The sequence below is a fragment of the Brucella sp. GW823-FHT04E01 genome (assembly GCF_058796175.1).
This window is the reverse complement of the sequence record NZ_JBXAIK010000001.1, coordinates 872767-892498: the sequence shown is the minus strand read 5'-3', so window position 1 is coordinate 892498 and position 19732 is coordinate 872767. Positions and strand designations below refer to the sequence as shown.

The following is a 19732-nucleotide window of genomic DNA, read 5'->3' as shown; positions in this document are numbered from 1 at the left end:
GTGATTTCTGTGATGGGGTGCATCAGGCATGGGCGACAGGGTGGAAAACGAAACATCCTACAGGCAACCGGCGAATGTTGTGCGGTCTGCCGCCAGTCCGGTCGTCTTCTGCGACACGCTGGGCCTTTATCAGGCCCCTGTTGGCCCATCTCTTGATACGGTTGTCTTGTTCGCAAGCCCCTGGGGGCTGGAAGAGCTCTGCACGACACGCAAATTCTGGCGCATTATCGCCGACGGACTTTCGGTGCAGGGGATAGGCTCCTTCCGCTTCGATTGGCCCGGTACGGGCGATGGACGCGACGACATCGAATTTTCCAAAGGGCTGGAGCTCTGGCGCAATACGCTTGCTGAAGCTGCCCGGAAGGCGCGTGACCTGTCCGGGGCAAGCCGCGTTATCATCATTGGACAGAGCCTTGGTGCAGCGATTGCTGCCGAAACTGCGGTCCGGATCGAAGGCATCGCAGCGTTGGCGCTTCTGTCGCCGGTCATTTCCGGGCGGTTCTACACGCGTGAACTGGCCGTCTGGTCGAGTATGGTCGATGCCGATCTGGGCCTGACGGACGAGCAAAGGATCAAGAACAGCGTTTCCATCGCATCGCTGACAATGCAGCCGGAAGTGGCCGCCGATGTAAAGAAGATCAATCTTCTGTCGCTGGAGACGAAGCCTGCGCCTCAATGCCTTTTGCTGGCGCGGATGGACCGTCCGAATGATGCCGAATTGGCAACGCATCTGGAAAAGCTTGGCGCGGATGTGACGGTTGAAGCTTTTACCGACTACGACAAGCTGATTTCGAACCCGGTCATCTCGCGCCTGCCGCTGGAAGTCGCGGACCGGCTTGTCGACTGGGCGGCAGGTCTGGCAGGTTCGCAGCCTGCGCAGAACAAGCCGGATGAAAGGGCACTCGGCGGCACTTTGACGGGTGACGGTTTTGTGGAAACGCCTATCTCGTTCGGTTCCGGCAATCGCCTTTCAGGCGTTCTCTGCGCACCCGTGGGTGAGCGGCGCGGCAGGACGGTCCTGTTTCTCTCCGCAGCCTATGATCGACGTGTCGGGTGGGGGCGTACGACCGTCGATATGGCGCGCAAGCTTGCGCGGGAAGGGATAGCATCACTGCGCTTCGATATTGCGAATGCAGGCGACAGCCCGCCCAATCCGGGGATGCCGGAACAGGTGCTTTATACCAATGAGGCAGAGGCCGATGTTGCCGAAGCACTCGACTATCTCGACACTATTGGTTGGGGCCGTCCCATTATCGCAGGACGATGCAGCGGTGCTTTTCTGGGATTCCACAGTGCCTTGAAAGACGAGCGCATTTCCGGTGCGGTCCTCGTCAATCCGGAGACGTTCTATTGGGCGCCGGGACGCTCGGTAGAAGATGCCGTTCGCGACGGCAAGCGCACGCTGGAGGATTATGGCAGCCGCGCGCTCCGCGCCGAAACATTCCAGCGCTTGTTTCGCGGTGAACTGGATATCCGTGCCATCCTGCGTAACATCTCGCGCGGGGTTGTCGGGCGTATTCGCGGGCTTGCACGCAAGCTTCTGCGCAGCCGCACAGTGGAAGGACGGGCAGTCTATTCGGCTTTTGACGAATTGAAGCAGCGTGAGGTGCCGCTGGCGCTGGTCTATGCCGAAAAGGATATCGGGCGCGAACATTTCAATTTCTATTTTGATCAGGCGGGCGCCAAGCTGCAGGGCTTCGACAATGCGTCAGTCGCCATCATTCCGGATGCCGATCACAATCTGACGCCGGAACATTCGCGCGAGATTTATATCGGCGCGATCCGCGCAATGGCCTTGCGAGGTTAGAACCAGACGATCCGTGACGAACCGGCGATGCGGATTTCTCCAGACGGTTTTTCGAGTGTTGCCTTACGTGGAATAAGGGCGATGCGTTTCGTCTCGTTGGGAGCAAGGTGAAACCAGTTCTCGGCAGCCCGCCAGTCACCTGCATCGATGCTGACAGATTGGGCCAGAACCGGCGTTTTCAGATCGAGGAACCAGTTTCCGTTTTCTTCGATGGGAGCTACTTCGATAGTGGCGTCGTGAAATGCCTTTGTTCGTCCGAGCGGAAAGTGGAATGCCTCGGCAATCGTAATGTCATTGCGCTTCAGTCGCGCGACGGTCACGTCATGGGCCGGAGGGCCGAAACGATAAGCGTAAGTGACATCGAAGAACGCGCCGAACAAGTCCGTTGCGGCAATGGTGATCGCTGAACGTCCGGCAATCGAAAGAACACGGCGGCCGGAAACCACCGGCTGCGAACCGGCGCGCAAACAGGTCAATTCAAGCGAAAGATCAGCGGATTCTGCCTGCTCATTCAGAACATGAATCGCGAGGCCATTGACGCCTTCATCGGTCAAGGCGACCTGCTGTGGACGGAAGGCGCGTTTCAAACCATGCCATGACGCTTTGGGTTCGCCGGTCGCATCAATCATGCCCCAACCGGCACCGGGCAGCAGGTCTTGGAACATCCAGAGAAGTGCACCGAAACAGGTGCTTCCCGGTCGTCTCCACTCGGCGAAGGTCGCTTCCATCACTTCCGCCGTAACAGCGCGGGAAAGGTGGAGATACTGTTCCACATCCTCGCGCCGCAGCCGTGCCGGATCATAGCCGTACAGCATCTCCAGATAGGCGTCCCGCACATCCTCGAAATCCCAGGACACACCACGGTCGCGGGGCACGCGTGCTTTCCAGCGCGGATCGTGAACCGGGGGTACATCGAGATGGGTTTTCAGCGTGCGCGCTTCGGGCACGTTGGAGAAGGCCAGACATTCGGTCGCAAAGCGTACTTCCGCGCGCCGCGCATCGTCAAGCGGACGGCAATAAGCGCTGACTCCATAGTAATGGCTGACGCCTTCATTGCTGATGAAGGGAAGGGCGCCACCGCAGGGCGAGTTCGGCACATAGGGAATATTCGGGCAAAGTTTACCGGCGATACCGGGCAGGATTTCCTCGGTAAGCGGGCCTTTCCAAGTCGCTTCCGGCAGGCCCATCATTGCGCCCTGCTGATAGATTTCGCTACCGCCGCAGAGGATGCTCAGCGAAGGCGCATGCCTGACAGCGGTGAGAAGCTGTGAAGCTTCGGCCTGCACTTTTGCGACAAACGCTTCGTCCTTTACCGGATAGTCGAAATTGGCAAACATGAAGTCCTGCCACACCATGATGCCCAGCTCGTCACAAAGCGCATAGAAATCTGGTGTCTCATAGGCAGTGATGCCGCTCAGCCGCAGCATGTTCATGCCCGCTTCCTGCGCGAGCTTCAGCCATGGTTCGTAATCGTCGCGCGCGCCGGGAAGGCGGACGATATCGGCAGAACTCCATACTGCGCCGCGACAGAAAACCTTCTCGCCATTGATCCTGAGTGCAAAACCCTTGCGGTCCGGTCCGCGATCGACCTCGATGCGGCGGAACCCAGTGCGCCCCAGCAGGCGTAGTTCGCCGTCGAGCGAAAGTTCGACGTTGTGAAGCGTTGGATTGCCATGCGTGTGTGGCCACCATGGTTCAATATTAGGAAGCGTCAGCCTTGCCGTCCAATGATTGTCAGTCTGGCGCTCGCAGGCGATCTGCTGCCCCGCGCAATGGAGAGTGGGTGCCTCGGCCTTGCCGCTATAGGTAAAACTGACCTGAAGTTCGCCATCGCCGGTTTCTGTCAGTCTTGCCTGAATGGCGATGTCGGATATGGTCTCCGTATCAGAACGGCTGATGGAAATCGGACGCCATGGACCCACGGCATGCACTTCCGGGCACCAGCCTGGCATATAGCCAAGCGCGGTCGTGCGAATGAGGCGCAGACCTTGCGTGTTCATCAGTTGCGTGCGCCAGCGGGCACGCGGGCCTTTTTGGCTGAGGCGAGGCGCGAGCGCGCGGAAACAGAGGGCAAGCTCGTCCTTGCCGGTCAGTGTAACGGGCAGATCATGGCCGAGAAACATGCTGTCGGTTTGCAGCAGCAATTCGCCATTGAAAAAGATGTCGCAAATCGTGGCAAGCCCGCCAAAATGGAGTGTGGCGGGGCCGGGTGTCTCCTCGATATCAAGGAAATACCAGGCTTGCCTGCTATCGAGCGCTACGGGATTGTTTCGGTCGAAATGCCCCGATTTTTCCAGAGCTTCCGCCACTGTGCCGGGCACCGGCGCACCATTGATCGCCGTACTGGACTTGGCATCATGCGGCGTTTGCGCCGCATCCGGGCCGGTGACAGCAAGCCGCCAGCCGGTCGAGAGCGGTCGTTTGGTCGGGTTTAGTTCAAGCCGCATCGCGACCAAGTTCCGCTGCAAGCGCTGCCGTCAACCGATCCCAGGCATCTGCCGCCGGTTGTAGCGTTCCGGCCAATGCGTCGAATTTCTTGCGCATGACGGCGCGGGCGAGCTGGAACTGAACAGCCTTTGCCGTTTCCGCAATCTGCAAGGCATCTGCCGAGGCCGTTGCAAAGCGCCTGCCTTGCCCGAGCCAGTCGAAATGACTTGCCGCGAGTTCGAAATTCGCGCCGAGCTGGCGCAGCGTGTTGAATGCATACTTATGGAAGAAGCCGAACGGGCGTTCCGCGATTGCTTCAACCTGTCCCGGAAACACGCTGGCAAAGGCACGAATAGGGTTTTCCTTCGGCCTGCGGGCAAAGTGGCGGGGCAGAAGGATTTCGGCAACGCGTCGCTGATGCGCTTCATCCGGCACATGCTTCGGAAACTTGGCGAATTCCGTATAGGGCAGGAAGGGCAGGTCGGCTTCCGTCAGATGACGCTGGAAGACACCGTCGAAATCCTCACCTTCGAGATGATAGAAACCGCCATTGTGGAAATAGTCCAGCAAGCGGTTTTCGACGTCCATACGGTTGATGGCGATGGTCGTCTTGCCATGTTCCGTGCGATAGCTGACGCCATGCGTATCCGGCATGAAGTAGCTGTCCATTTCGATCATGCAGAGGCGTCCGCGCGCGATCTGCTCGGCGACATGGCTTTCCACGCGGTCGAAAATCGCAAGCTCCGTCGCCCGCACGCCATAAAGGGCTTCGAGGTCTTCCAGCGGCACCTTGAAGAAGGTGAACTGGTCGCCCTCGAAATCCTGTGTCAGCGTGAAACCGAGCATGGCTTCCGGAGCGACACCCAATGTTGCCAGCACTTCGATCCAAAGATCGACATAGCAGTTGGTTTCCGGCCAGATACGCGTCTGGGCATGCAAAGCGTGCGGCGTGTAACGGTCGGGCGCGATGTTCGGAAAAACTGCCTGCATGGTGGTGATCAGCCCCACAATTCCTTGCGTACGTTTTCCGGCCAGATTTCAACATCCAGACCGTGATGATGGAAGAGCGCCAGCGCGATGCGCTCCAGTCCGAACCCGACGCAGGCCGTGTGCGCCACCGCACCGTCATCGAGGGAGAGGCCCCATTTCACGCCGAACTGGTCCTGATGATAGTTAAAGCTCATGCAAGCGGTCGGCTTTTCGACGCTGGTGATCGGGATCAGCAGCTCGAATTTCAGGTTCTGGTCGCGCTGGTTGTTGACCAGCAACTTGCCTGCGCGTCCGAAGAACGGGTCGTTGGCGACGTCGATTTCGACCGGCAGTCCGACCTTCTTCATCATTTCAGTGCCACGGTCGATCCAGAGCTGGCGGAACGACATCACATCGGCTTCGGTGCCCATGCGCACATATTCCCGCATGCGGAAAAGCTGCTGGCGGGCAGGGTCGACCGACGGTTCATGACGGAAGCAATAGGATTGCAGGTCGTAAAGCCCGCCGCCCTGCGGCAGCGGTCCGCGTTTGGCCACAGTCGGATAGAGCGGATAACAGGCCGCAGGCGTCAGCACGATGTCTGTTGCTTTTTGCTCCAGCGTCCAGTCCGTGCCTTCATCCATGCATTTGATGAGATTGACGTGGTCAAGCTCGCAGCCACAGAAGCTGTGCACGGTGCCGGCCAGCTGCGGGAAGCTTTTCATGTAGCCGCTTTTTTCGAAAAAAGCGCGGTTCATGCCGGGTGGAAAGCGGATCGCTTCGGCGCCGTCATTGCCTCCGGTACGGTCGATCAGGCGTTCAAACGCCTGGATGACATCTTCGAACTGGCCGGAACGTCCGTATAGGCCTTCCACGCCGGTGTCGATCAGGAGACCGGAATCGAAAAGCCGGTCTAGAAATGATCTCTGAGCATCCATGGCAATTACCCCAAAAGGCTGGTGTTCTGTTTGTGAATGAGCAGCATGGTGGCTGTATTGCCGAGGATGCGCTCGTTGGAAATCATCAACTGCGCCGAATGCGCGTCACGCAGATGGCGGCCGAGGCTGAAAGGCGTACCGTTCTTGTAGCCCATGATGCCGCAGACCAGCATGGCATGATTGATGATCTGAAGGATCGTCTGCGATGCGGCAATCTTGAGATTGTTCATCGCAATCGCAAAGCCCATCGAGGCCAGCTTGTCCGGATCGTGCTTTGCTTCGCGATAGGTCTTAAGGCAAGCGACGATTTCGGATTTCAGCATCTGAAGCATGTTGGACGCTTCGGCTACGCGCAGAGCGCCCGGCTGCGGCGCACCCGGATTGCGCTTTGCTGCGGCGCGCACGAATGCCTGCGCGCGGTTGACCGCATCGACGGCGATGCCATACCAGAGCGAACTCCACAGCGTATGCGACTGCGCCAGCATGGATTGGGCTGCGATTTCGGCAAAGGGATGCGGCAGGATCTGCACCTTGTCCGCCTCGCCACGGAATACAAAACCTTCCGAGCAGGTGCCACGCATGCCGAGCGTGTCCCAGTCATGGGTCTTTTCGAGCGTGTACTGGTCCTTCAGGAACACGGTCATCACCTGATCCGACGATGCGGCATCCTTGTGGGAGCGCGATGTGATCAGAATGGCATCCGCATAGGTACCATAGGAAATGACGGTGGCGTTCTTTTCCAGACGGCAGATATCACCTTCGACCTCGATGGCGCAGATCGAGTTGCGCAGATCGCCGCCAATGCCGCCTTCGGTCGTAGCCGAAGCAAGCAGCAGCTGGTCCTTTGCGACCTTGCGCATGAAGTCCCGGTGCCATTCAACCGTCTGGCCGTGCTCCACCAGACTTGAAAGCTTGATGTGATGCATGGCGAAAATCATTGCGCTCGATGCGCAAGACTGACCAAGAACACAGCACAGTTCTGCAATCTGGTCGATCTCTGCACTCTCGCCGCCGAATTCGCTCGGCACCTGAATGCCCAGCAGACCTTCGGCCTTCATCGCATCGATTGCTTCACACGGGAAGCGGCCTTCCTTATCGACGCTATCGGAAAATTTACCCGCTATGGCCGCAACGCGGCCCACGCGCTCTGAAAGACTGTTTCCCGCCCCGGCATTCATTATGCGGCCTCTTTGTCCTTGAGAATTTGGGTGATCGTCTGTTCGATGGCCTTGATGCTCGCAAAAGATTTGCGATTGAGATACTGGTCTGGAAATTCGATGTCGAACTTGTCTTCCAGGCCAAGCATGAGCTGGACCGATGCAAAGGAGGACAGGCCCGCGCTGTAAAGGTCGGCATCGTCGGCGATGTCCGTCACCGGGCCCGGCAGGCCGCCGACCTTGGCCAAAAGTTCGCGAATGGATTCATTCATAGTTTAACTCCCTGCATATCCGCTCAAGTCGAAACTTCACGTCTGGGTTGACGCGATACACGATCTATCGAGCTTTCAAAAAAGCTGCGGTAACTGTTCGAAATTCTGCCCCTTTATGCAAGTGATATGTTGCGAATATTAGTTAATCCGCAAGCACACCATCGTGCGTCAGGCTTTATCTGCTCCCGCAAGCCTTTATTTTCTATTGACGCAACTGAATTGCGGCCCGGCTATTCTGCGGACGTGCTTATATAGTTAAATATTCGATGACAAGATGGGTGGCATTGCCCGTAAGGGTTGCGTCCTCTTTTGGTTAAAGAGGGCGGCGCGAATGCCGTGGTGCGGAAATCTGACCCGTATTGGTAGCAATCGCCATTTCAAAACTGTCGGCAATGCGCCGTGCCCGGTCTATGAAAATGATCGCGGCTTCCGGCGGGAAGATTTCGCGTGCGGTTGTCTCGAAAAGGTCGAGCCAACGGTCGAAATGTTCGTTCTTGAGTCCCAGTTTCAGATGTGGCGCCATGGGGCGGCCTTCATAATTGCCGGTCTTGAGAATAACCGACGACCAGAACGCGGCGATCTGTGCGATGTGATGATCCCAATCATGAACCGCATCGGCAAAGATCGGCCCGATGACTTCATCCTCGCGTGCGCGTCCATAGAAAGTGGCCACCAGTTTCTCGATTGAAACCGGATCGATGGACGGGTGAGGCTGGTTGATGAGAACAGTCATGATCGCTTGTCGATTGCCTTTCGCCGGGTAGCGGGCTTTGGGCCGGATATAGTCGCTGCGTCGGCCACAATCCAGTGAAGTGTTGCCGCATGGCCATCAACTTCCCGTTGGCGAAGCCGCTGCCACGATTTAATAGTCTAACTGTCTAATATAGTTGAGGGAGAGATGAATGCGGGTGTTTCTGCTTACGGGTCTGTTGACCCTGGCGACAACCGGGGCAGGCTTTGCTGCTTCGTGCGAACAGAATTTCAAGTCCGAGGGTGTTCCACTCGTAACAGCGATTAGCTATCGCTCGACACAAAGCTTTGCCGGTGTGAAATCGTCGACCGCCTTGCAGCGTCTGGCGCAAGCCGTCGCAGCCGAAGGCTTTTCTGGCATCAAGATCAACAAGCAGCTCGCTTCGATTGACGCGTTTCAGGAAACAACCGGATCGGGTCGCATCCAGACCTTGCGCGTCACTGCACGGGCGCAGGGTAAAGGCACTCGTGTCGATGCGATCTTCAGTATTCAGGCGGGGCAGGCGACCAGCAAGTCGGTGGTACGCGAAGGGCTTTGTCGCATCATCGCAGCTGCAGCGAATTAAAACTTATAGCCTGATGGCCATCGCCGTCAGGCTATCTTTTGCATCAATTCGATACGATTGCCGAACGGATCGTGGATGTAGCAACGCTCATAACCGTGCAGCGGCTCATCCCCGATGGTTTCGATGCCCGCTCGCGTCAGATGCGCGATCGTGTCATGGAGGTTATCGACCAGAAATGCAGGGTGTGCCTTGCGCGCAGGTGCGAAAGGGCGTTCGACGCCCAGATGAAGCCTGATTGCTCCATTCTCAAACCAGCAACCGCCGCGAGCCGCCAGATTCTCAGGCTTTGGAACTTCCGCAAAGCCGAGGGTCGAACCATAAAAATCGCGCGCTTTCTGCTCCTGACCTTCAGGCATTGCCAGTTGAACATGATCGAGAGCGATGATTTGCATGAATGTGCCGACGTTAAATAATGACGCGCACAACATAAAGCGCATCGATAGCCGGTCAAGCTATAGGCATTTGACACAGATGTCTGGAGAGGGAGAACGATGGTAGCGGAGGAGGGATTCGAACCCCCGACACAAGGATTATGATTCCTCTGCTCTAACCTACTGAGCTACTCCGCCACGCGTCGCTTTACAGAGACAACTTCATGATCGCCGTTTCCGGTGGGACAAATCGTTGTTCCTGCAAGGAATGGCGGCGGTATATGTGCGGAATGAAATGCTGTCAAGCACTCTTCGCATAGCTTTCGTCTTGTTTTCTATCATTTGCACCGATAAGGAACTTGGCATCAGCAAAGGCATAGTTTTATGGCACCTCGTATTGCGGTTTTGGGTTGCGGCTATTGGGGCGGCAATCACATTCGTACCCTGAAGAGCCTCGGTGCCCTTCAGGCAGTCTCGGACTCAAGGGCAGAACAGGCGGAACGCTTCGCGACCGAGTTCAATGTTCCGAGCATTCCCGTCGATGAATTGTTCACGCATCCAGACATTGATGGCATCGTTCTGGCGCTGCCAGCGCAGTTTCATTCACAATATGCCATTCAGGCAGTGAAAAACGGCAAGGACGTTCTGGTCGAAAAGCCGATCGCGCTCGACATTCCGGCTGCAGAAGCCGAAGTGGAAGCTGCCCGCGAAAACGGTCGCGTGTTCATGGTTGGCCATGTGCTGCGTTTCCACCCGGCCTTCGAGAAGCTTCTCGACATGGTGAAAAGCGGTGAGCTCGGCGACATTCGCTATGTGCATTCGCATCGTGTCGGGTTCGGCAAGTTCCACAACGAGTTCGATGCCCTGTGGGATCTTGCGCCGCACGATCTTTCGATGATCCTGGCTATCACCGGGGAAGAACCGGGCGCGGTTCGCGGAGAGGGTGTTGCGACACTCGATCATCTCACCGACATCGCCCATCTTCATCTCGATTTTCCGAATGGCATCCGCGGCCACCTGTTTGCGTCGCGCCTGAATGCCTATCGTGAGCGCCGCCTGACCGTTACCGGCACAAAGGGCATGGCTGTCTTCGATGACGGCGAACCATGGGATCGCAAGCTTGCGCTCTACAGCCATGAAGTCTGGCGGGAAAACGACCAGTGGTCTTTCAAATCCGTCGAGCCTGTCTATATCCCGGTTGAGGAAGGCATGCCGCTGACACGCGAATTGCAGCATTTCCTGCATTGCATCGAGACGCGCGAAAAGCCGCGTACCGATGGCAAGGAAGCAATCAGTGTGCTGCGTATCCTCACGGAAGGCACTGTCCGGCACCCGCACTAAAGGGGAGCCGTGCGATCCGCGTCAACTGCGTCAAGCGGTGTTACAGGAATCGCAAAACTTTGAACGCTCTGGCCATAGCCGGGCAGGGCGCAAGCGAATAAATAGGTTGCCGAGGATTCGCATATCCATTTGTGCGGGCCAGATATATTGGAGCCAACATGCAGTTTATTGATCTTGGAGCGCAGCGCGCGCGTATCGAAGACCGTCTCAATGCCGCCATTTCCAAGGTTGTTGCGGAAGGCCGTTATATTCTTGGACCGGAAGTGGCCGAATTCGAAAAGAAGCTCGGTGAATATCTGGGCGTGGAACACGTCATCGCCTGCGCCAACGGCACCGACGCCTTGCAGATGCCCCTGATGGCACGCGGCATCGGTCCGGGTGATGCCGTCTTCGTTCCGTCTTTCACCTTCGCTGCTACGGCGGAAGTTGTTGCGCTGGTTGGCGCAGAGCCGGTGTTCATCGACGTAGACGCGGATACATACAATCTGAATATCGAACAGCTTGAAGCTGCCATCGCCGCTATCCGTAAGGAAGGCCGTCTGCAGCCGAAAGCGATTATCCCGGTCGATCTGTTCGGTCTGGCTGCTGACTATAACCGCATCAGCGCCATCGCTGACCGCGAAGGCCTGTTCGTCATCGAAGATGCTGCGCAGTCGATCGGCGGCAAGCGTGACAATGTCATGTGTGGTGCTTTCGGCCATGTCGGCGCGACGAGCTTCTATCCGGCCAAGCCTCTCGGCTGCTATGGCGACGGCGGTGCCATGTTCACCAACGACGCCGAACTGGCCGATACGCTGCGCTCGGTCCTGTTCCACGGCAAGGGCGAAACCCAGTACGACAATGTCCGTATCGGCATCAACTCGCGTCTCGATACGATTCAGGCTGCCGTCCTTCTGGAAAAGCTTGCGATCCTGGAAGACGAAATGGAAGCACGTGACCGCATCGCCAAGCGCTACAACGAAGCGCTGAAGGATGTCGTCAAGGTTCCCGCCCTTCCGGCTGGCAACCGTTCGGCATGGGCTCAGTATTCCATCGAGAGCGAAAACCGTGACGGCCTGAAGGCGCATCTTCAGGCGGAAGGCATTCCTTCGGTCATCTATTATGTGAAGCCGCTGCACCAGCAGACGGCATACAAGCATTACCCGGTTGCGCCGGGTGGACTTCCGGTTTCGGAAAGCCTGCCGAACCGCATTCTGAGCCTGCCGATGCACCCCTATCTGTCGGAAGCCGATCATGACAAGATCATCGGCGCCATCCGTGGTTTCCACGGAAAGAAGGCCTGATCTATCTCAACCTGATTGACGAAAAACCCGGCGAAAGCCGGGTTTTTTTATTTGTCATGCCTGTAAGTTCAATTGCCAGGAAACGCCGTATTTGTCCTTGATCCAGGCGAAAAGCTTGCTGAACCCGTAATTGTCGAGCGGCATCAGCGTCTCACCACCTTCTGAAAGCTTTTCAAAAACGCTGGTCAGGCTTTCCTCATCATGGAAATCGACGAACAGCGATATGGATGGATTGAAATCGAACTGATGCGGAATGGGGCTGTCGATGACGATCAGCCGGTGTTCGGCAAAGGTCACACGCGCAATCTGCACCTTCCCGGGACTGCCGCTCGCGTCGTCATAGATTTTGATCGACTCGATCAGGAAGTCGGGAAAGATCGAACGATATGTTTCCAGAGCTGCGCCTGCACTGCCCTGAAACATGAGATGGGTGCAAACCTGTGTCATTCAGAAAGCGTAACACGGCCCCGCCAGTTTCGGCAATCGGGCTGTTATAGCAGGGCGCTAAGATGCTAACGCATCACGCCCTGAGAATGCTCAATTGCCACACGGGCTTAACCAAGTCTCGATGAGTCAAACGCAACGAGACTTGGTATTAAAGGTTCTTTTTCATGATCCGCTTATCGATGCGCGCGGCGACAAAGCGGGCGATGGCAGGGCCTGCCAGAAGCACGATGAAGAAACGGCTCGTCTGCATTGCGATGATGAAGGGCAGGTCGACATTGCTTGATGCTGCGATGATTGCAACCGTATCGGCGCCGCCGGGACTGGTAGCGAGATAGGCGGTCAGCGGATCGAGTCCCAGCACGTGACCGAGCGCCATGCCGAACAGTCCGCAAACGGCAATGAGGAGCAGCGTGGATGTCAGCACCGCTGGAAAAGCCCGCGCGGCATGAGCGATGATGGCGCGTGAGAAGCCAAGGCCGATGCGCCATCCGATAAGCAGGTAGCTGACCGCGAGCAGCCATGGTGGCAGGTCGATGGTGATGAAACCGGTGTCCTGAAGCAATGCGCCCAGTATAAGCGGCACGAGCATGGCGCCGGTGGGGATGCGGAGAATTTCTCCAAGGAACGAGCCGCCGACAATCAGAAGCACTGTCGGGCCGAGGGTGGACCAGTCGATGGGCGGAAACCAGACGATTTCGACAGGCGCAATGGTTTCCACGCCAGTGCTGAGGCGCAGGACGAGCGAAGCGGCTGTGGCGACCAGCACTACACGCAGATATTGCATGAAGGCGACGAGACGAGCATCGGCTCCATGGGCTTCGGCCATCAGTGTCATTGCGGTGGCAGCGCCCGGAGAAGATCCCCATACAGCAGTTGTTCCGGGCAGGATGCGAAACCGCGCGAGCAGATAGCCGATAAAAGTGCTGGTAAACAGCACATAGCCGACGGAGAGCAGGATAACGGGCAGGTGTTGCCCCATGCTGGTGAAAAACTCCGCCGTGATCGAACGGGCGATAAGGCAGCCGACAACGCCTTGGGCTAACAGCGACAGCCAGCGATGAACCCGCAAGGTGCTTTCGCCTGCAGCCATCAGGATTGCGCCGAGCATCGCGCCAAGGAGCATGGCGGCAGGTAGCTGCAGCACTTCCCCTGCAAAAATCAGAATAACGGAAAACACAGCCAGCAAGACCCATTGGATTGGCTTGGCTCTGTTCCTGAAACTGAATTTGCTTGGGGTCGAATTCGGCCCTGAGGGGGAGGTTTTCTGCATTGCCCTTCCTCACTACATCTGGGGAGGAAGCTATGCAAATCCGATTTTACTCGAGAAATATTGATTTCTAAATATCAATATACTGAGGAAAATGAGGTGCTTGCAGCAAATGGCAAGACGCCGCTTTTCCACAAAAGCAGCGTCTTGAATTTCCGTATGGCCGCTTCGATCAGCCGATCATGGCGCGGCGCTGGTTGACAGGGCGCTCGATCACTTCCCGCGGAGCCTTGCCACCGTCGCGTTCTTCGAGCGCTTCGGCTTTCGTCAGTTCGGTTTCCGCAGCCGACAATTCGGCTTCGGCCGCTTCCTTCTGGGACATCAGGTCGCGAATCGAGACGAAGAGATTGTCGCGCCGCTGGCGTGCCGCCTTGGCGAAGGTCGGATAAGCGAAATGATTGATGTCAGTGATGCCAGCTTTTTTCTCTTCCGATAGAATCTGGGCGTCGAGTTCTCCGGCCATCCGTTCGAACTCGCCGATCATCAGGTCGAGCTGGCCCAGTTGACGGCGTTTTTCCTTCACCTGGAACAGTTTCAGCCTGACTAGGCTTTCACGTGGCTTCATACGCAATACTCCTTGAACACCAACCAGCTTCATGTGTTGGGGCGTTCCCCCCGACTTTATTAACAGGTGTAAACGAGCAAAACGCACCCGATCCACCGCCGAATCTCCTTGCGAATCCAAGCCCCTAAAGGGAAAATCATCGCAGCCGTTCTTCCGAAAGGGCTCAACAAGCGAAACAAAAAGTTAAGAATTCGCTCGTTTGGTAACCATTCCTTTACCGGCGAAGTTAATCATACGCGTTAGGACTTAAGGCTCGGTAAACCTCGTGTGGTTTTTCGGCAACAGGCGAAAGCTAGAGTCAGATGAATCGCTTAGCAAAGATTCTTAATGCGATGCTTTAGAGTCATCAGAATGAGAATGTCTTTATGATTCAGGCGCGTAAGAGAATTTTCTAAACAGGGAAGAAATATGCTTGCCAAGCAGAATCATATTTTGTTAACCATTTGCTGGCACCTTCATGCACAGGCAACGATAGTTCCGTGTGCTGCCGTGAGGGACATCGGGTCGGCTGCGGAAAGGGGATAAGAGATGCGCGTCCTTTTGATTGAAGACGACAGTGCTATCGCACAGAGCATCGAGTTGATGCTTAAGTCCGAGAGTTTTAATGTCTACACGACCGATCTGGGCGAAGAAGGCATCGACCTCGGCAAGTTATATGATTACGACATCATCCTGCTGGACTTGAACCTGCCGGATATGTCTGGTTACGAAGTTCTTCGCACCTTGCGTCTGTCCAAGGTGAAGACGCCGATCCTTATCCTTTCCGGCATGGCCGGTATCGAGGACAAGGTTCGCGGTCTGGGCTTCGGCGCCGATGACTACATGACCAAGCCGTTCCACAAGGACGAGCTGATCGCACGTATTCATGCGATTGTGCGCCGTTCCAAGGGGCATGCTCAGTCGGTCATCACGACGGGCGACCTGGTGGTCAATCTGGATGCGAAGACGGTCGAAGTTTCCGGCCAGCGCGTTCATCTGACCGGCAAGGAATACCAGATGCTGGAGCTTCTTTCGCTCCGCAAGGGTACGACGCTCACCAAGGAAATGTTCCTCAACCATCTCTATGGTGGCATGGATGAGCCGGAACTGAAGATCATCGACGTCTTCATCTGCAAGCTGCGCAAGAAGCTTGACGCTGTTTCCGGTAGCCAGAGCTACATCGAGACTGTCTGGGGTCGCGGCTATGTGCTGCGTGAGCCGGATGCGGAAATGCGCGAAAGCGCCTGATCGGCAACAGGCTTCGAAATGTAAAAAGCTCCGCTTCGGCGGAGCTTTTGCTTTTTGGGGACTGCTTTTGGATTTAGGCGGACAGGATGCCTGAAAATTGTTCGGTGAGATAGGCGCGGTCAAACGGCTTCAGGATGTAGCCATTGGCGCCTGCGCGCTTCGCCCGCATAATGCGGGTCACATCGAGTTCATAAAGACACAGGATGATGCGGGGGCGGTCGCCGCCCGGCATGGCGCGGAGCTCGGTTACGACCTCCAGCGCTGTCATGTCCGGAAGGTCATAGTCGAGCAGAACGACGTCTGGCATGCGCGCAAAACAGGTTTCGAGCGCTTCCCGGCCGGTTGAGGCCTCAGCAAATTCTGCAATGGTTTCGGAAAGGACGCGGCGCGCGACTTTGCGAATGACGGAGGAATCGTCGACCAGCAGGCAATAACCTGTCATTGGTTCATTCGCCATGCAGTCCCCCTCCACAAATGCGTGTTGGCTGTCACGCCTTCGCTGAATATATTCTGACGCACATCTCACTGGAAATGCGTTGCCTGACTGATAGAGGGTTTTATGACTGTTTGCCAGTGTGAGCGCGGGTCGGCCCCGCGCTCAGGGGCGCTTATTCAGCAGAAAATACGATGTCTTCCGCAGTGGCGTGGATGGAAATCTTCATACCGGCTTCTTCGGCCAGAAGCAGAGTGTAGTAAGGCTGGACGGAATGGGCGTCGATCGGCTCTTCCGGGGTGGCGCCTGAATGAAGCTCAAGGAACTTCGGTGGAACGCGCAGCATACGACCCTTCACGGTGATGACGAAGCGCGGTTCGGTATCTCCGCCTTCGAGGCGCACAGCCAGTGAGCCGCCACGTGGTATGGCTGCATTGCCGATCAGAAGCATGTTCAGAAGCAGCTTGACCTTGTTCTTGGGCAGAAGGACACGCGTGCCTTCCCAAGTGAATTCCGGCTTTTCGTTCTTGAAATATTCAGTGGCGACGTTCTGTGCATCGCCTGTGTCTATCTGCACGCCAGCCGAACCTGCAGCGCCAAAGGCGATGCGGGCAAACTGAAGGCGGGCGGAGGCATTGCGGGCGCTCGACTTGATGAGCGCCATGGCGTCTTCGTCGGCTCCGCCTTCTTCCAGCAGTTCCAGACCGTTATTGATCGCGCCAACCGGCGAAATGATGTCATGACAGATCCTGCTGCACAGAAGCGCACCGAGGTCGAGCGCAGAAAGGGTAACGGGCATTGGCATGGCGTTTTCTCCGGAACGCGGATCGATCCCGCTCGTCCCAGCGTGTTGGGTGAGCAGACCGTTATCGGTTAACGAGACAGTTCGCAAAGCCAGAGTTTGCGCGCTGCATGAAGGTGGGCGAATCGCCCGGAATGTCGATTTAACTGGATACACGCGCCATCGGACCGCCGCAACAAAGCTCTCTTTTCGGTTCTTTCGGGCTCCGGCATTCCCTCACATCAGTGTGAAAAGCTGGAAATCGTATGCCTTCGTAAAGCCAATTTCGATGCTTAAAGGTTTGGACAATAAATTCGGGTCTAAAATAGGCGCGATTCGACCGAAATGTCCGTAAGAGACGTGGTCTGGCTTTTAACAGGGCCGTCAGACAGAGGAGCGGAGAGCCAAAAGGAATTTTACATGGCCATACAATCCCTGTCGCAAATCAGATTCCGCAATGCGGCGTGCTTCGTTGCGTTTTTTGCGGCGCTGTTTGTTTCTTTCATCGCTCTGCCAAATCAGGCCAGAGCACAGAATACATACACTGCCGAGGAAATCGTCGAATCTGGTCACAGGTTCTTCGGGTCGACTTCGGGTGGCATCGCAAGCGCGGTCGAAAAGGCGTTCCAGAGTTTTGGTCTGCCCAACGGCTATATTCTTGGTGAAGAAGGCTCCGGCGCTTTCATCGGTGGCCTGACCTACGGCGAAGGCACGCTCTATACCAAGAACGCAGGCGACCATAAGACCTACTGGCAAGGCCCCTCGCTTGGCTGGGATTTCGGCGGGCAGGGTTCTCGTGTGATGATGCTCGTCTACAATCTCGACGACATCCAGAACCTTTACGGTCGTTATGCCGGTGTTGCAGGCTCTGCCTATGTCATTGCGGGTGTCGGCTTCAACGTCCTGAAACGCGAGAACATCATGCTGGTGCCGATCCGCACCGGTGTGGGCGCGAGGCTGGGCGTGAATATCGGTTATCTGAAGCTGTCCGCTGCGCCGACGTGGAATCCGTTTTAAGGATTAGTTGCTCATAGGTGTCTTTTCAGCCGGAGATTGTTTTAGCTGGCTGGAAAGACGGTCGATTGCGCACTATGAATAGGAAATACTTGTCTGAAACCGTTCGGGCTTATTTGAAATCGTGATCCAGTCCGCTCTCTTTTTCATATTCGGCGTTCTTGTGACAGTTTTCGTCGTGGTTCTGCTCGGCCCTTCGGTCTGGCGCCGCGCCTTTTTTCTGGCGCGCCGGCAGGTTCAGGCGGAACTGCCGATAACGCTGGCCGAGATACGTGCCGACCGCGACGGGTTGCGCGCCGAACACGCCGTTGCGGTCAGCCGTCAGGAACAATTGCTGAAGCTCGAACGCCACAAGAACGCGGAACAGAAGGTGACGCTCGCCCGGCAATATGAAGAGCTGAAACGCATTCCGCTGCTCGAAGAAAGCCAGGCTGAGATAGACAAGCAACTGGAAGAGCACGAGCGGGTGACGAAAGAAGCCGAGACGGCGCGTGACACGGCGCTGGAAAAGGCAGAAATCCTCCAGGCGGAACTGGAACGGATGCAAAGCCACTACAGCGCGCTCGAGGGACTGGCCGATACCTTGCGTATCGAAATAAGTGGAAGCGAGACGGAGTACAGCCGTCTGACAAACGAGATGACTGAAATGCGTCGAGATCGCAAGGAAGCCGCAGCACGTTACAACGAAGTTTCGACCCAGTTGACCTCTGCACAAACGGAACTGAAAAGCGAAAAGCGGCGCAATGGTGAACTGCAGCAGAAGCTTGAAAAGCTGATATCCGAGCTTTCCGACGCGCAGGAAAAAATCGAGCGCTATAGCCGTAAGAATGCTGGCGCGAGTGACAGCCCCGAGTTGGCCGAAATCGAACGCGAGAATGCAGCGCTTCGTGAAGAAATGGCCGTGCTCGCCGCCCGCATGGTGGCTGCGACCGCTGAAAAAGAAGGACCGGAATCTCCGATCCATTCAATTCTTGAAGCGGCAGAAAAATCTGACACAGGAAAAGACAAGAAATCCGGCCCCAAAAGTCTGGCGCGCCGCATTCGCGACCTGCAATAGAGCATTTCCAGTTTAAATCGAATCGTTGGAAATGCTCTATCTCTTTGTTTTTACGTGCATCTTTATCCCATTGTTGCGAAATCAGAAATCAGTCCGGTGGACTGATTTCCCCGCGAAGGCGGTTCCCACTTTTGGGAGACATGCTTTAGTTCAGCGATTATTCCTTGCCGAAAACATCCGACCAGTCGGGATGACGCATCGCCTGCGCGTGCATGAAGCTGCAGCGCGGGATGATTTTCCATCCGCTGCGCCGCGCGTCCAGAACGGCATTCTTGGCAAGCGCCTGCGCGACGCCTTTGCCACGCATCGTATCCGGCACGAAAGTGTGGTCGATGGAAATCAATGAGGGACCAAGCTTCGTATAGGTCATTTCGGCTTCGCTGCCGTCAAGAACAGCCGCATAGCGTCCGCCGTCGGAGCTGTCTTCCTTGCGAATCTCGATAGTCCCGCTCATGCCATCCTCCTGAACAAATACGTGTCCTGATCAACGCATCAAGTTCACAACATAGGAACGGAATGTGCAAATAAAAACCGGCCACGTGGGCCGGTTTTCGATTTGTCGATCCATGACAAGCGCGGAAGATATTGTTCCACCGAGGCCATGATCCCCGTCCTTCCAAAACCTGTCCCGGTTTTGGCGAGACAGGTCTTAGTGACGATATTGTTGTATTCTGGTGGTCCTGAGACCGGCGAGACCATGCTCGTCGATCGAGGATTGCCAGCCAAGGAACTCCTCCACCGTCAATGTATAACGCTGGCATGCCTCCTCAAGGCTCAGAAGTCCGCCGCGAACAGCAGCGACAACTTCGGCCTTGCGGCGGATGACCCAGCGCCTTGTATTGGCGGGGGGAAGGTCCGCGATGGTCAGCGGGCTGCCATCAGGACCGATAACATATTTTATACGTGGTCTTACCAGATCGGTCATTGTACTCTCTACACAACACTCAAGGACCTAATCGAGTGTGAGACTAACGCGACAGCTTTAAAAATTACCTAAGCAGCTGGTAACTCTCTGGTAAGACTTGGAAAAATTTTCGTTTTCGCCCTATTGCCGGCGTTT

Annotated in this window: 21 protein-coding genes and 1 tRNA gene; 7 read left to right on the top strand and 15 right to left on the bottom strand. The window is 56.3% G+C overall.

All coding sequences use genetic code 11. The features are described from left to right. Window positions 1-28: 28 nt before the first annotated feature. Window positions 29-1807, top strand: a complete 1779-nt coding sequence (locus AC1RHM_RS04460) for an alpha/beta fold hydrolase (RefSeq protein WP_492332482.1) — start codon at window positions 29-31, stop codon at window positions 1805-1807. On the opposite strand, the gene AC1RHM_RS04455 is transcribed toward AC1RHM_RS04460, so the two are convergent. From AC1RHM_RS04455 to AC1RHM_RS04430, 6 genes are all read right to left on the bottom strand, one after another. After that, window positions 1804-4254 carry a glycoside hydrolase family 2 protein gene (locus AC1RHM_RS04455; protein WP_010659542.1) on the bottom strand — a complete coding sequence of 817 codons (2451 nt, stop codon included), beginning with the start codon at window positions 4252-4254 and terminating at the stop codon, window positions 1804-1806. The genes AC1RHM_RS04460 and AC1RHM_RS04455 overlap by 4 nt on opposite strands. After that, window positions 4244-5224, bottom strand: coding sequence for a DUF1839 family protein (locus tag AC1RHM_RS04450; protein ID WP_029376049.1), 981 nt, complete (start codon window positions 5222-5224; stop codon window positions 4244-4246). The genes AC1RHM_RS04455 and AC1RHM_RS04450 overlap by 11 nt, the downstream gene beginning before the upstream one ends. A gap of 8 nt (window positions 5225-5232) precedes the next feature. After that, window positions 5233-6141, bottom strand: coding sequence for an amino acid--[acyl-carrier-protein] ligase (locus tag AC1RHM_RS04445; RefSeq protein WP_010659544.1), 909 nt, complete (start codon window positions 6139-6141; stop codon window positions 5233-5235). Window positions 6142-6146: 5 nt separating this feature from the next. Beyond that, on the bottom strand, window positions 6147-7319 hold the full coding sequence (locus tag AC1RHM_RS04440; protein WP_010659545.1) for an acyl-CoA dehydrogenase family protein: 1173 nt from the start codon (window positions 7317-7319) through the stop codon (window positions 6147-6149). Continuing rightward, window positions 7319-7570, bottom strand: a complete 252-nt coding sequence (locus tag AC1RHM_RS04435) for an acyl carrier protein (RefSeq protein WP_006467457.1) — start codon at window positions 7568-7570, stop codon at window positions 7319-7321. The genes AC1RHM_RS04440 and AC1RHM_RS04435 overlap by 1 nt, the downstream gene beginning before the upstream one ends. 313 nt (window positions 7571-7883) lie before the next feature. Next, window positions 7884-8303 carry a group III truncated hemoglobin gene (locus tag AC1RHM_RS04430; protein WP_010659546.1) on the bottom strand — a complete coding sequence of 140 codons (420 nt, stop codon included), beginning with the start codon at window positions 8301-8303 and terminating at the stop codon, window positions 7884-7886. A 169-nt stretch (window positions 8304-8472) separates the two neighbouring features. On the opposite strand from AC1RHM_RS04430, the gene AC1RHM_RS04425 reads away from it, so the two are divergent. Next, entirely contained in the window at window positions 8473-8886 is a 414-nt protein-coding gene (locus AC1RHM_RS04425) for a hypothetical protein (RefSeq protein ID WP_010659547.1), read from the top strand. 26 nt (window positions 8887-8912) lie between these two features. Here AC1RHM_RS04425 and AC1RHM_RS04420 read toward each other — a convergent pair whose 3' ends face one another. Then, window positions 8913-9278 carry a VOC family protein gene (locus AC1RHM_RS04420; protein ID WP_010659548.1) on the bottom strand — a complete coding sequence of 122 codons (366 nt, stop codon included), beginning with the start codon at window positions 9276-9278 and terminating at the stop codon, window positions 8913-8915. Window positions 9279-9378: 100 nt separating this feature from the next. Further along, window positions 9379-9455: transfer RNA gene (locus AC1RHM_RS04415), tRNA-Met, on the bottom strand. A 186-nt stretch (window positions 9456-9641) separates the two neighbouring features. On the opposite strand from AC1RHM_RS04415, the gene AC1RHM_RS04410 reads away from it, so the two are divergent. Together AC1RHM_RS04410 and AC1RHM_RS04405 are read left to right on the top strand one after the other, a co-directional pair. Continuing rightward, window positions 9642-10598, top strand: a complete 957-nt coding sequence (locus AC1RHM_RS04410) for a Gfo/Idh/MocA family protein (protein ID WP_010659549.1) — start codon at window positions 9642-9644, stop codon at window positions 10596-10598. Between the two features lie 158 nt (window positions 10599-10756). After that, complete coding sequence (locus tag AC1RHM_RS04405) at window positions 10757-11881, top strand: DegT/DnrJ/EryC1/StrS family aminotransferase (protein WP_010659550.1); 1125 nt, start codon at window positions 10757-10759, stop codon at window positions 11879-11881. 54 nt (window positions 11882-11935) lie between these two features. Here AC1RHM_RS04405 and AC1RHM_RS04400 read toward each other — a convergent pair whose 3' ends face one another. The 3 genes from AC1RHM_RS04400 to AC1RHM_RS04390 all read right to left on the bottom strand — a co-directional run bounded on the left by AC1RHM_RS04400 (window position 11936) and on the right by AC1RHM_RS04390 (window position 14160). Beyond that, a complete protein-coding gene (locus AC1RHM_RS04400; RefSeq protein WP_029376050.1) occupies window positions 11936-12328 on the bottom strand; it encodes a VOC family protein in 393 nt (130 codons plus the stop codon). A gap of 148 nt (window positions 12329-12476) precedes the next feature. Continuing rightward, entirely contained in the window at window positions 12477-13598 is a 1122-nt protein-coding gene (locus tag AC1RHM_RS04395; protein WP_010659552.1) for an AbrB family transcriptional regulator, read from the bottom strand. A 169-nt stretch (window positions 13599-13767) separates the two neighbouring features. Further along, entirely contained in the window at window positions 13768-14160 is a 393-nt protein-coding gene (locus AC1RHM_RS04390) for a hypothetical protein (RefSeq protein WP_006472627.1), read from the bottom strand. A gap of 528 nt (window positions 14161-14688) precedes the next feature. On the opposite strand from AC1RHM_RS04390, the gene ctrA reads away from it, so the two are divergent. Beyond that, window positions 14689-15387 (top strand): response regulator transcription factor CtrA, encoded by a 699-nt coding sequence (gene ctrA, locus AC1RHM_RS04385; RefSeq protein WP_010659553.1) that lies wholly within the window; start codon window positions 14689-14691, stop codon window positions 15385-15387. A 73-nt stretch (window positions 15388-15460) separates the two neighbouring features. Here the strand turns inward: ctrA and AC1RHM_RS04380 are convergent, their stop codons facing one another. Further along, window positions 15461-15844: a response regulator gene (locus tag AC1RHM_RS04380; protein WP_010659554.1), complete on the bottom strand. Its 384-nt coding sequence runs from the start codon at window positions 15842-15844 to the stop codon at window positions 15461-15463. Window positions 15845-15995: 151 nt separating this feature from the next. Further along, the gene (gene chpT / locus AC1RHM_RS04375; protein ID WP_010659555.1) at window positions 15996-16625 is read right to left on the bottom strand and encodes a histidine phosphotransferase ChpT; all 630 of its coding nucleotides are present in this window, start codon (window positions 16623-16625) and stop codon (window positions 15996-15998) included. A 396-nt stretch (window positions 16626-17021) separates the two neighbouring features. On the opposite strand from chpT, the gene AC1RHM_RS04370 reads away from it, so the two are divergent. Further along, a complete protein-coding gene (locus AC1RHM_RS04370) occupies window positions 17022-17618 on the top strand; it encodes a DUF1134 domain-containing protein (protein ID WP_010659556.1) in 597 nt (198 codons plus the stop codon). A 145-nt stretch (window positions 17619-17763) separates the two neighbouring features. Beyond that, complete coding sequence (locus AC1RHM_RS04365) at window positions 17764-18672, top strand: coiled-coil domain-containing protein (RefSeq protein WP_029376051.1); 909 nt, start codon at window positions 17764-17766, stop codon at window positions 18670-18672. A 157-nt stretch (window positions 18673-18829) separates the two neighbouring features. On the opposite strand, the gene AC1RHM_RS04360 is transcribed toward AC1RHM_RS04365, so the two are convergent. Beyond that, window positions 18830-19126, bottom strand: coding sequence for a GNAT family N-acetyltransferase (locus AC1RHM_RS04360; protein WP_010659558.1), 297 nt, complete (start codon window positions 19124-19126; stop codon window positions 18830-18832). Between the two features lie 195 nt (window positions 19127-19321). Next, the gene (sciP, locus tag AC1RHM_RS04355) at window positions 19322-19597 is read right to left on the bottom strand and encodes a CtrA inhibitor SciP (protein WP_010659559.1); all 276 of its coding nucleotides are present in this window, start codon (window positions 19595-19597) and stop codon (window positions 19322-19324) included. Between the last annotated feature and the right edge of the window lie 135 nt (window positions 19598-19732).

Coding starts and splice junctions, on each gene's coding strand:
- AC1RHM_RS04460 (WP_492332482.1), top strand. CDS start 29: ATGGGCGACAGGGTGGAAAACGAAACATCCTACAGGCAACCGGCGAAT.
- AC1RHM_RS04455 (WP_010659542.1), bottom strand. CDS start 4,254: ATGCGGCTTGAACTAAACCCGACCAAACGACCGCTCTCGACCGGCTGG.
- AC1RHM_RS04450 (WP_029376049.1), bottom strand. CDS start 5,224: ATGCAGGCAGTTTTTCCGAACATCGCGCCCGACCGTTACACGCCGCAC.
- AC1RHM_RS04445 (WP_010659544.1), bottom strand. CDS start 6,141: ATGGATGCTCAGAGATCATTTCTAGACCGGCTTTTCGATTCCGGTCTC.
- AC1RHM_RS04440 (WP_010659545.1), bottom strand. CDS start 7,319: ATGAATGCCGGGGCGGGAAACAGTCTTTCAGAGCGCGTGGGCCGCGTT.
- AC1RHM_RS04435 (WP_006467457.1), bottom strand. CDS start 7,570: ATGAATGAATCCATTCGCGAACTTTTGGCCAAGGTCGGCGGCCTGCCG.
- AC1RHM_RS04430 (WP_010659546.1), bottom strand. CDS start 8,303: ATGACTGTTCTCATCAACCAGCCTCACCCGTCCATCGATCCGGTTTCA.
- AC1RHM_RS04425 (WP_010659547.1), top strand. CDS start 8,473: ATGCGGGTGTTTCTGCTTACGGGTCTGTTGACCCTGGCGACAACCGGG.
- AC1RHM_RS04420 (WP_010659548.1), bottom strand. CDS start 9,278: ATGCAAATCATCGCTCTCGATCATGTTCAACTGGCAATGCCTGAAGGT.
- AC1RHM_RS04410 (WP_010659549.1), top strand. CDS start 9,642: ATGGCACCTCGTATTGCGGTTTTGGGTTGCGGCTATTGGGGCGGCAAT.
- AC1RHM_RS04405 (WP_010659550.1), top strand. CDS start 10,757: ATGCAGTTTATTGATCTTGGAGCGCAGCGCGCGCGTATCGAAGACCGT.
- AC1RHM_RS04400 (WP_029376050.1), bottom strand. CDS start 12,328: ATGACACAGGTTTGCACCCATCTCATGTTTCAGGGCAGTGCAGGCGCA.
- AC1RHM_RS04395 (WP_010659552.1), bottom strand. CDS start 13,598: ATGCAGAAAACCTCCCCCTCAGGGCCGAATTCGACCCCAAGCAAATTC.
- AC1RHM_RS04390 (WP_006472627.1), bottom strand. CDS start 14,160: ATGAAGCCACGTGAAAGCCTAGTCAGGCTGAAACTGTTCCAGGTGAAG.
- ctrA (WP_010659553.1), top strand. CDS start 14,689: ATGCGCGTCCTTTTGATTGAAGACGACAGTGCTATCGCACAGAGCATC.
- AC1RHM_RS04380 (WP_010659554.1), bottom strand. CDS start 15,844: ATGGCGAATGAACCAATGACAGGTTATTGCCTGCTGGTCGACGATTCC.
- chpT (WP_010659555.1), bottom strand. CDS start 16,625: ATGCCAATGCCCGTTACCCTTTCTGCGCTCGACCTCGGTGCGCTTCTG.
- AC1RHM_RS04370 (WP_010659556.1), top strand. CDS start 17,022: ATGGCCATACAATCCCTGTCGCAAATCAGATTCCGCAATGCGGCGTGC.
- AC1RHM_RS04360 (WP_010659558.1), bottom strand. CDS start 19,126: ATGAGCGGGACTATCGAGATTCGCAAGGAAGACAGCTCCGACGGCGGA.
- sciP (WP_010659559.1), bottom strand. CDS start 19,597: ATGACCGATCTGGTAAGACCACGTATAAAATATGTTATCGGTCCTGAT.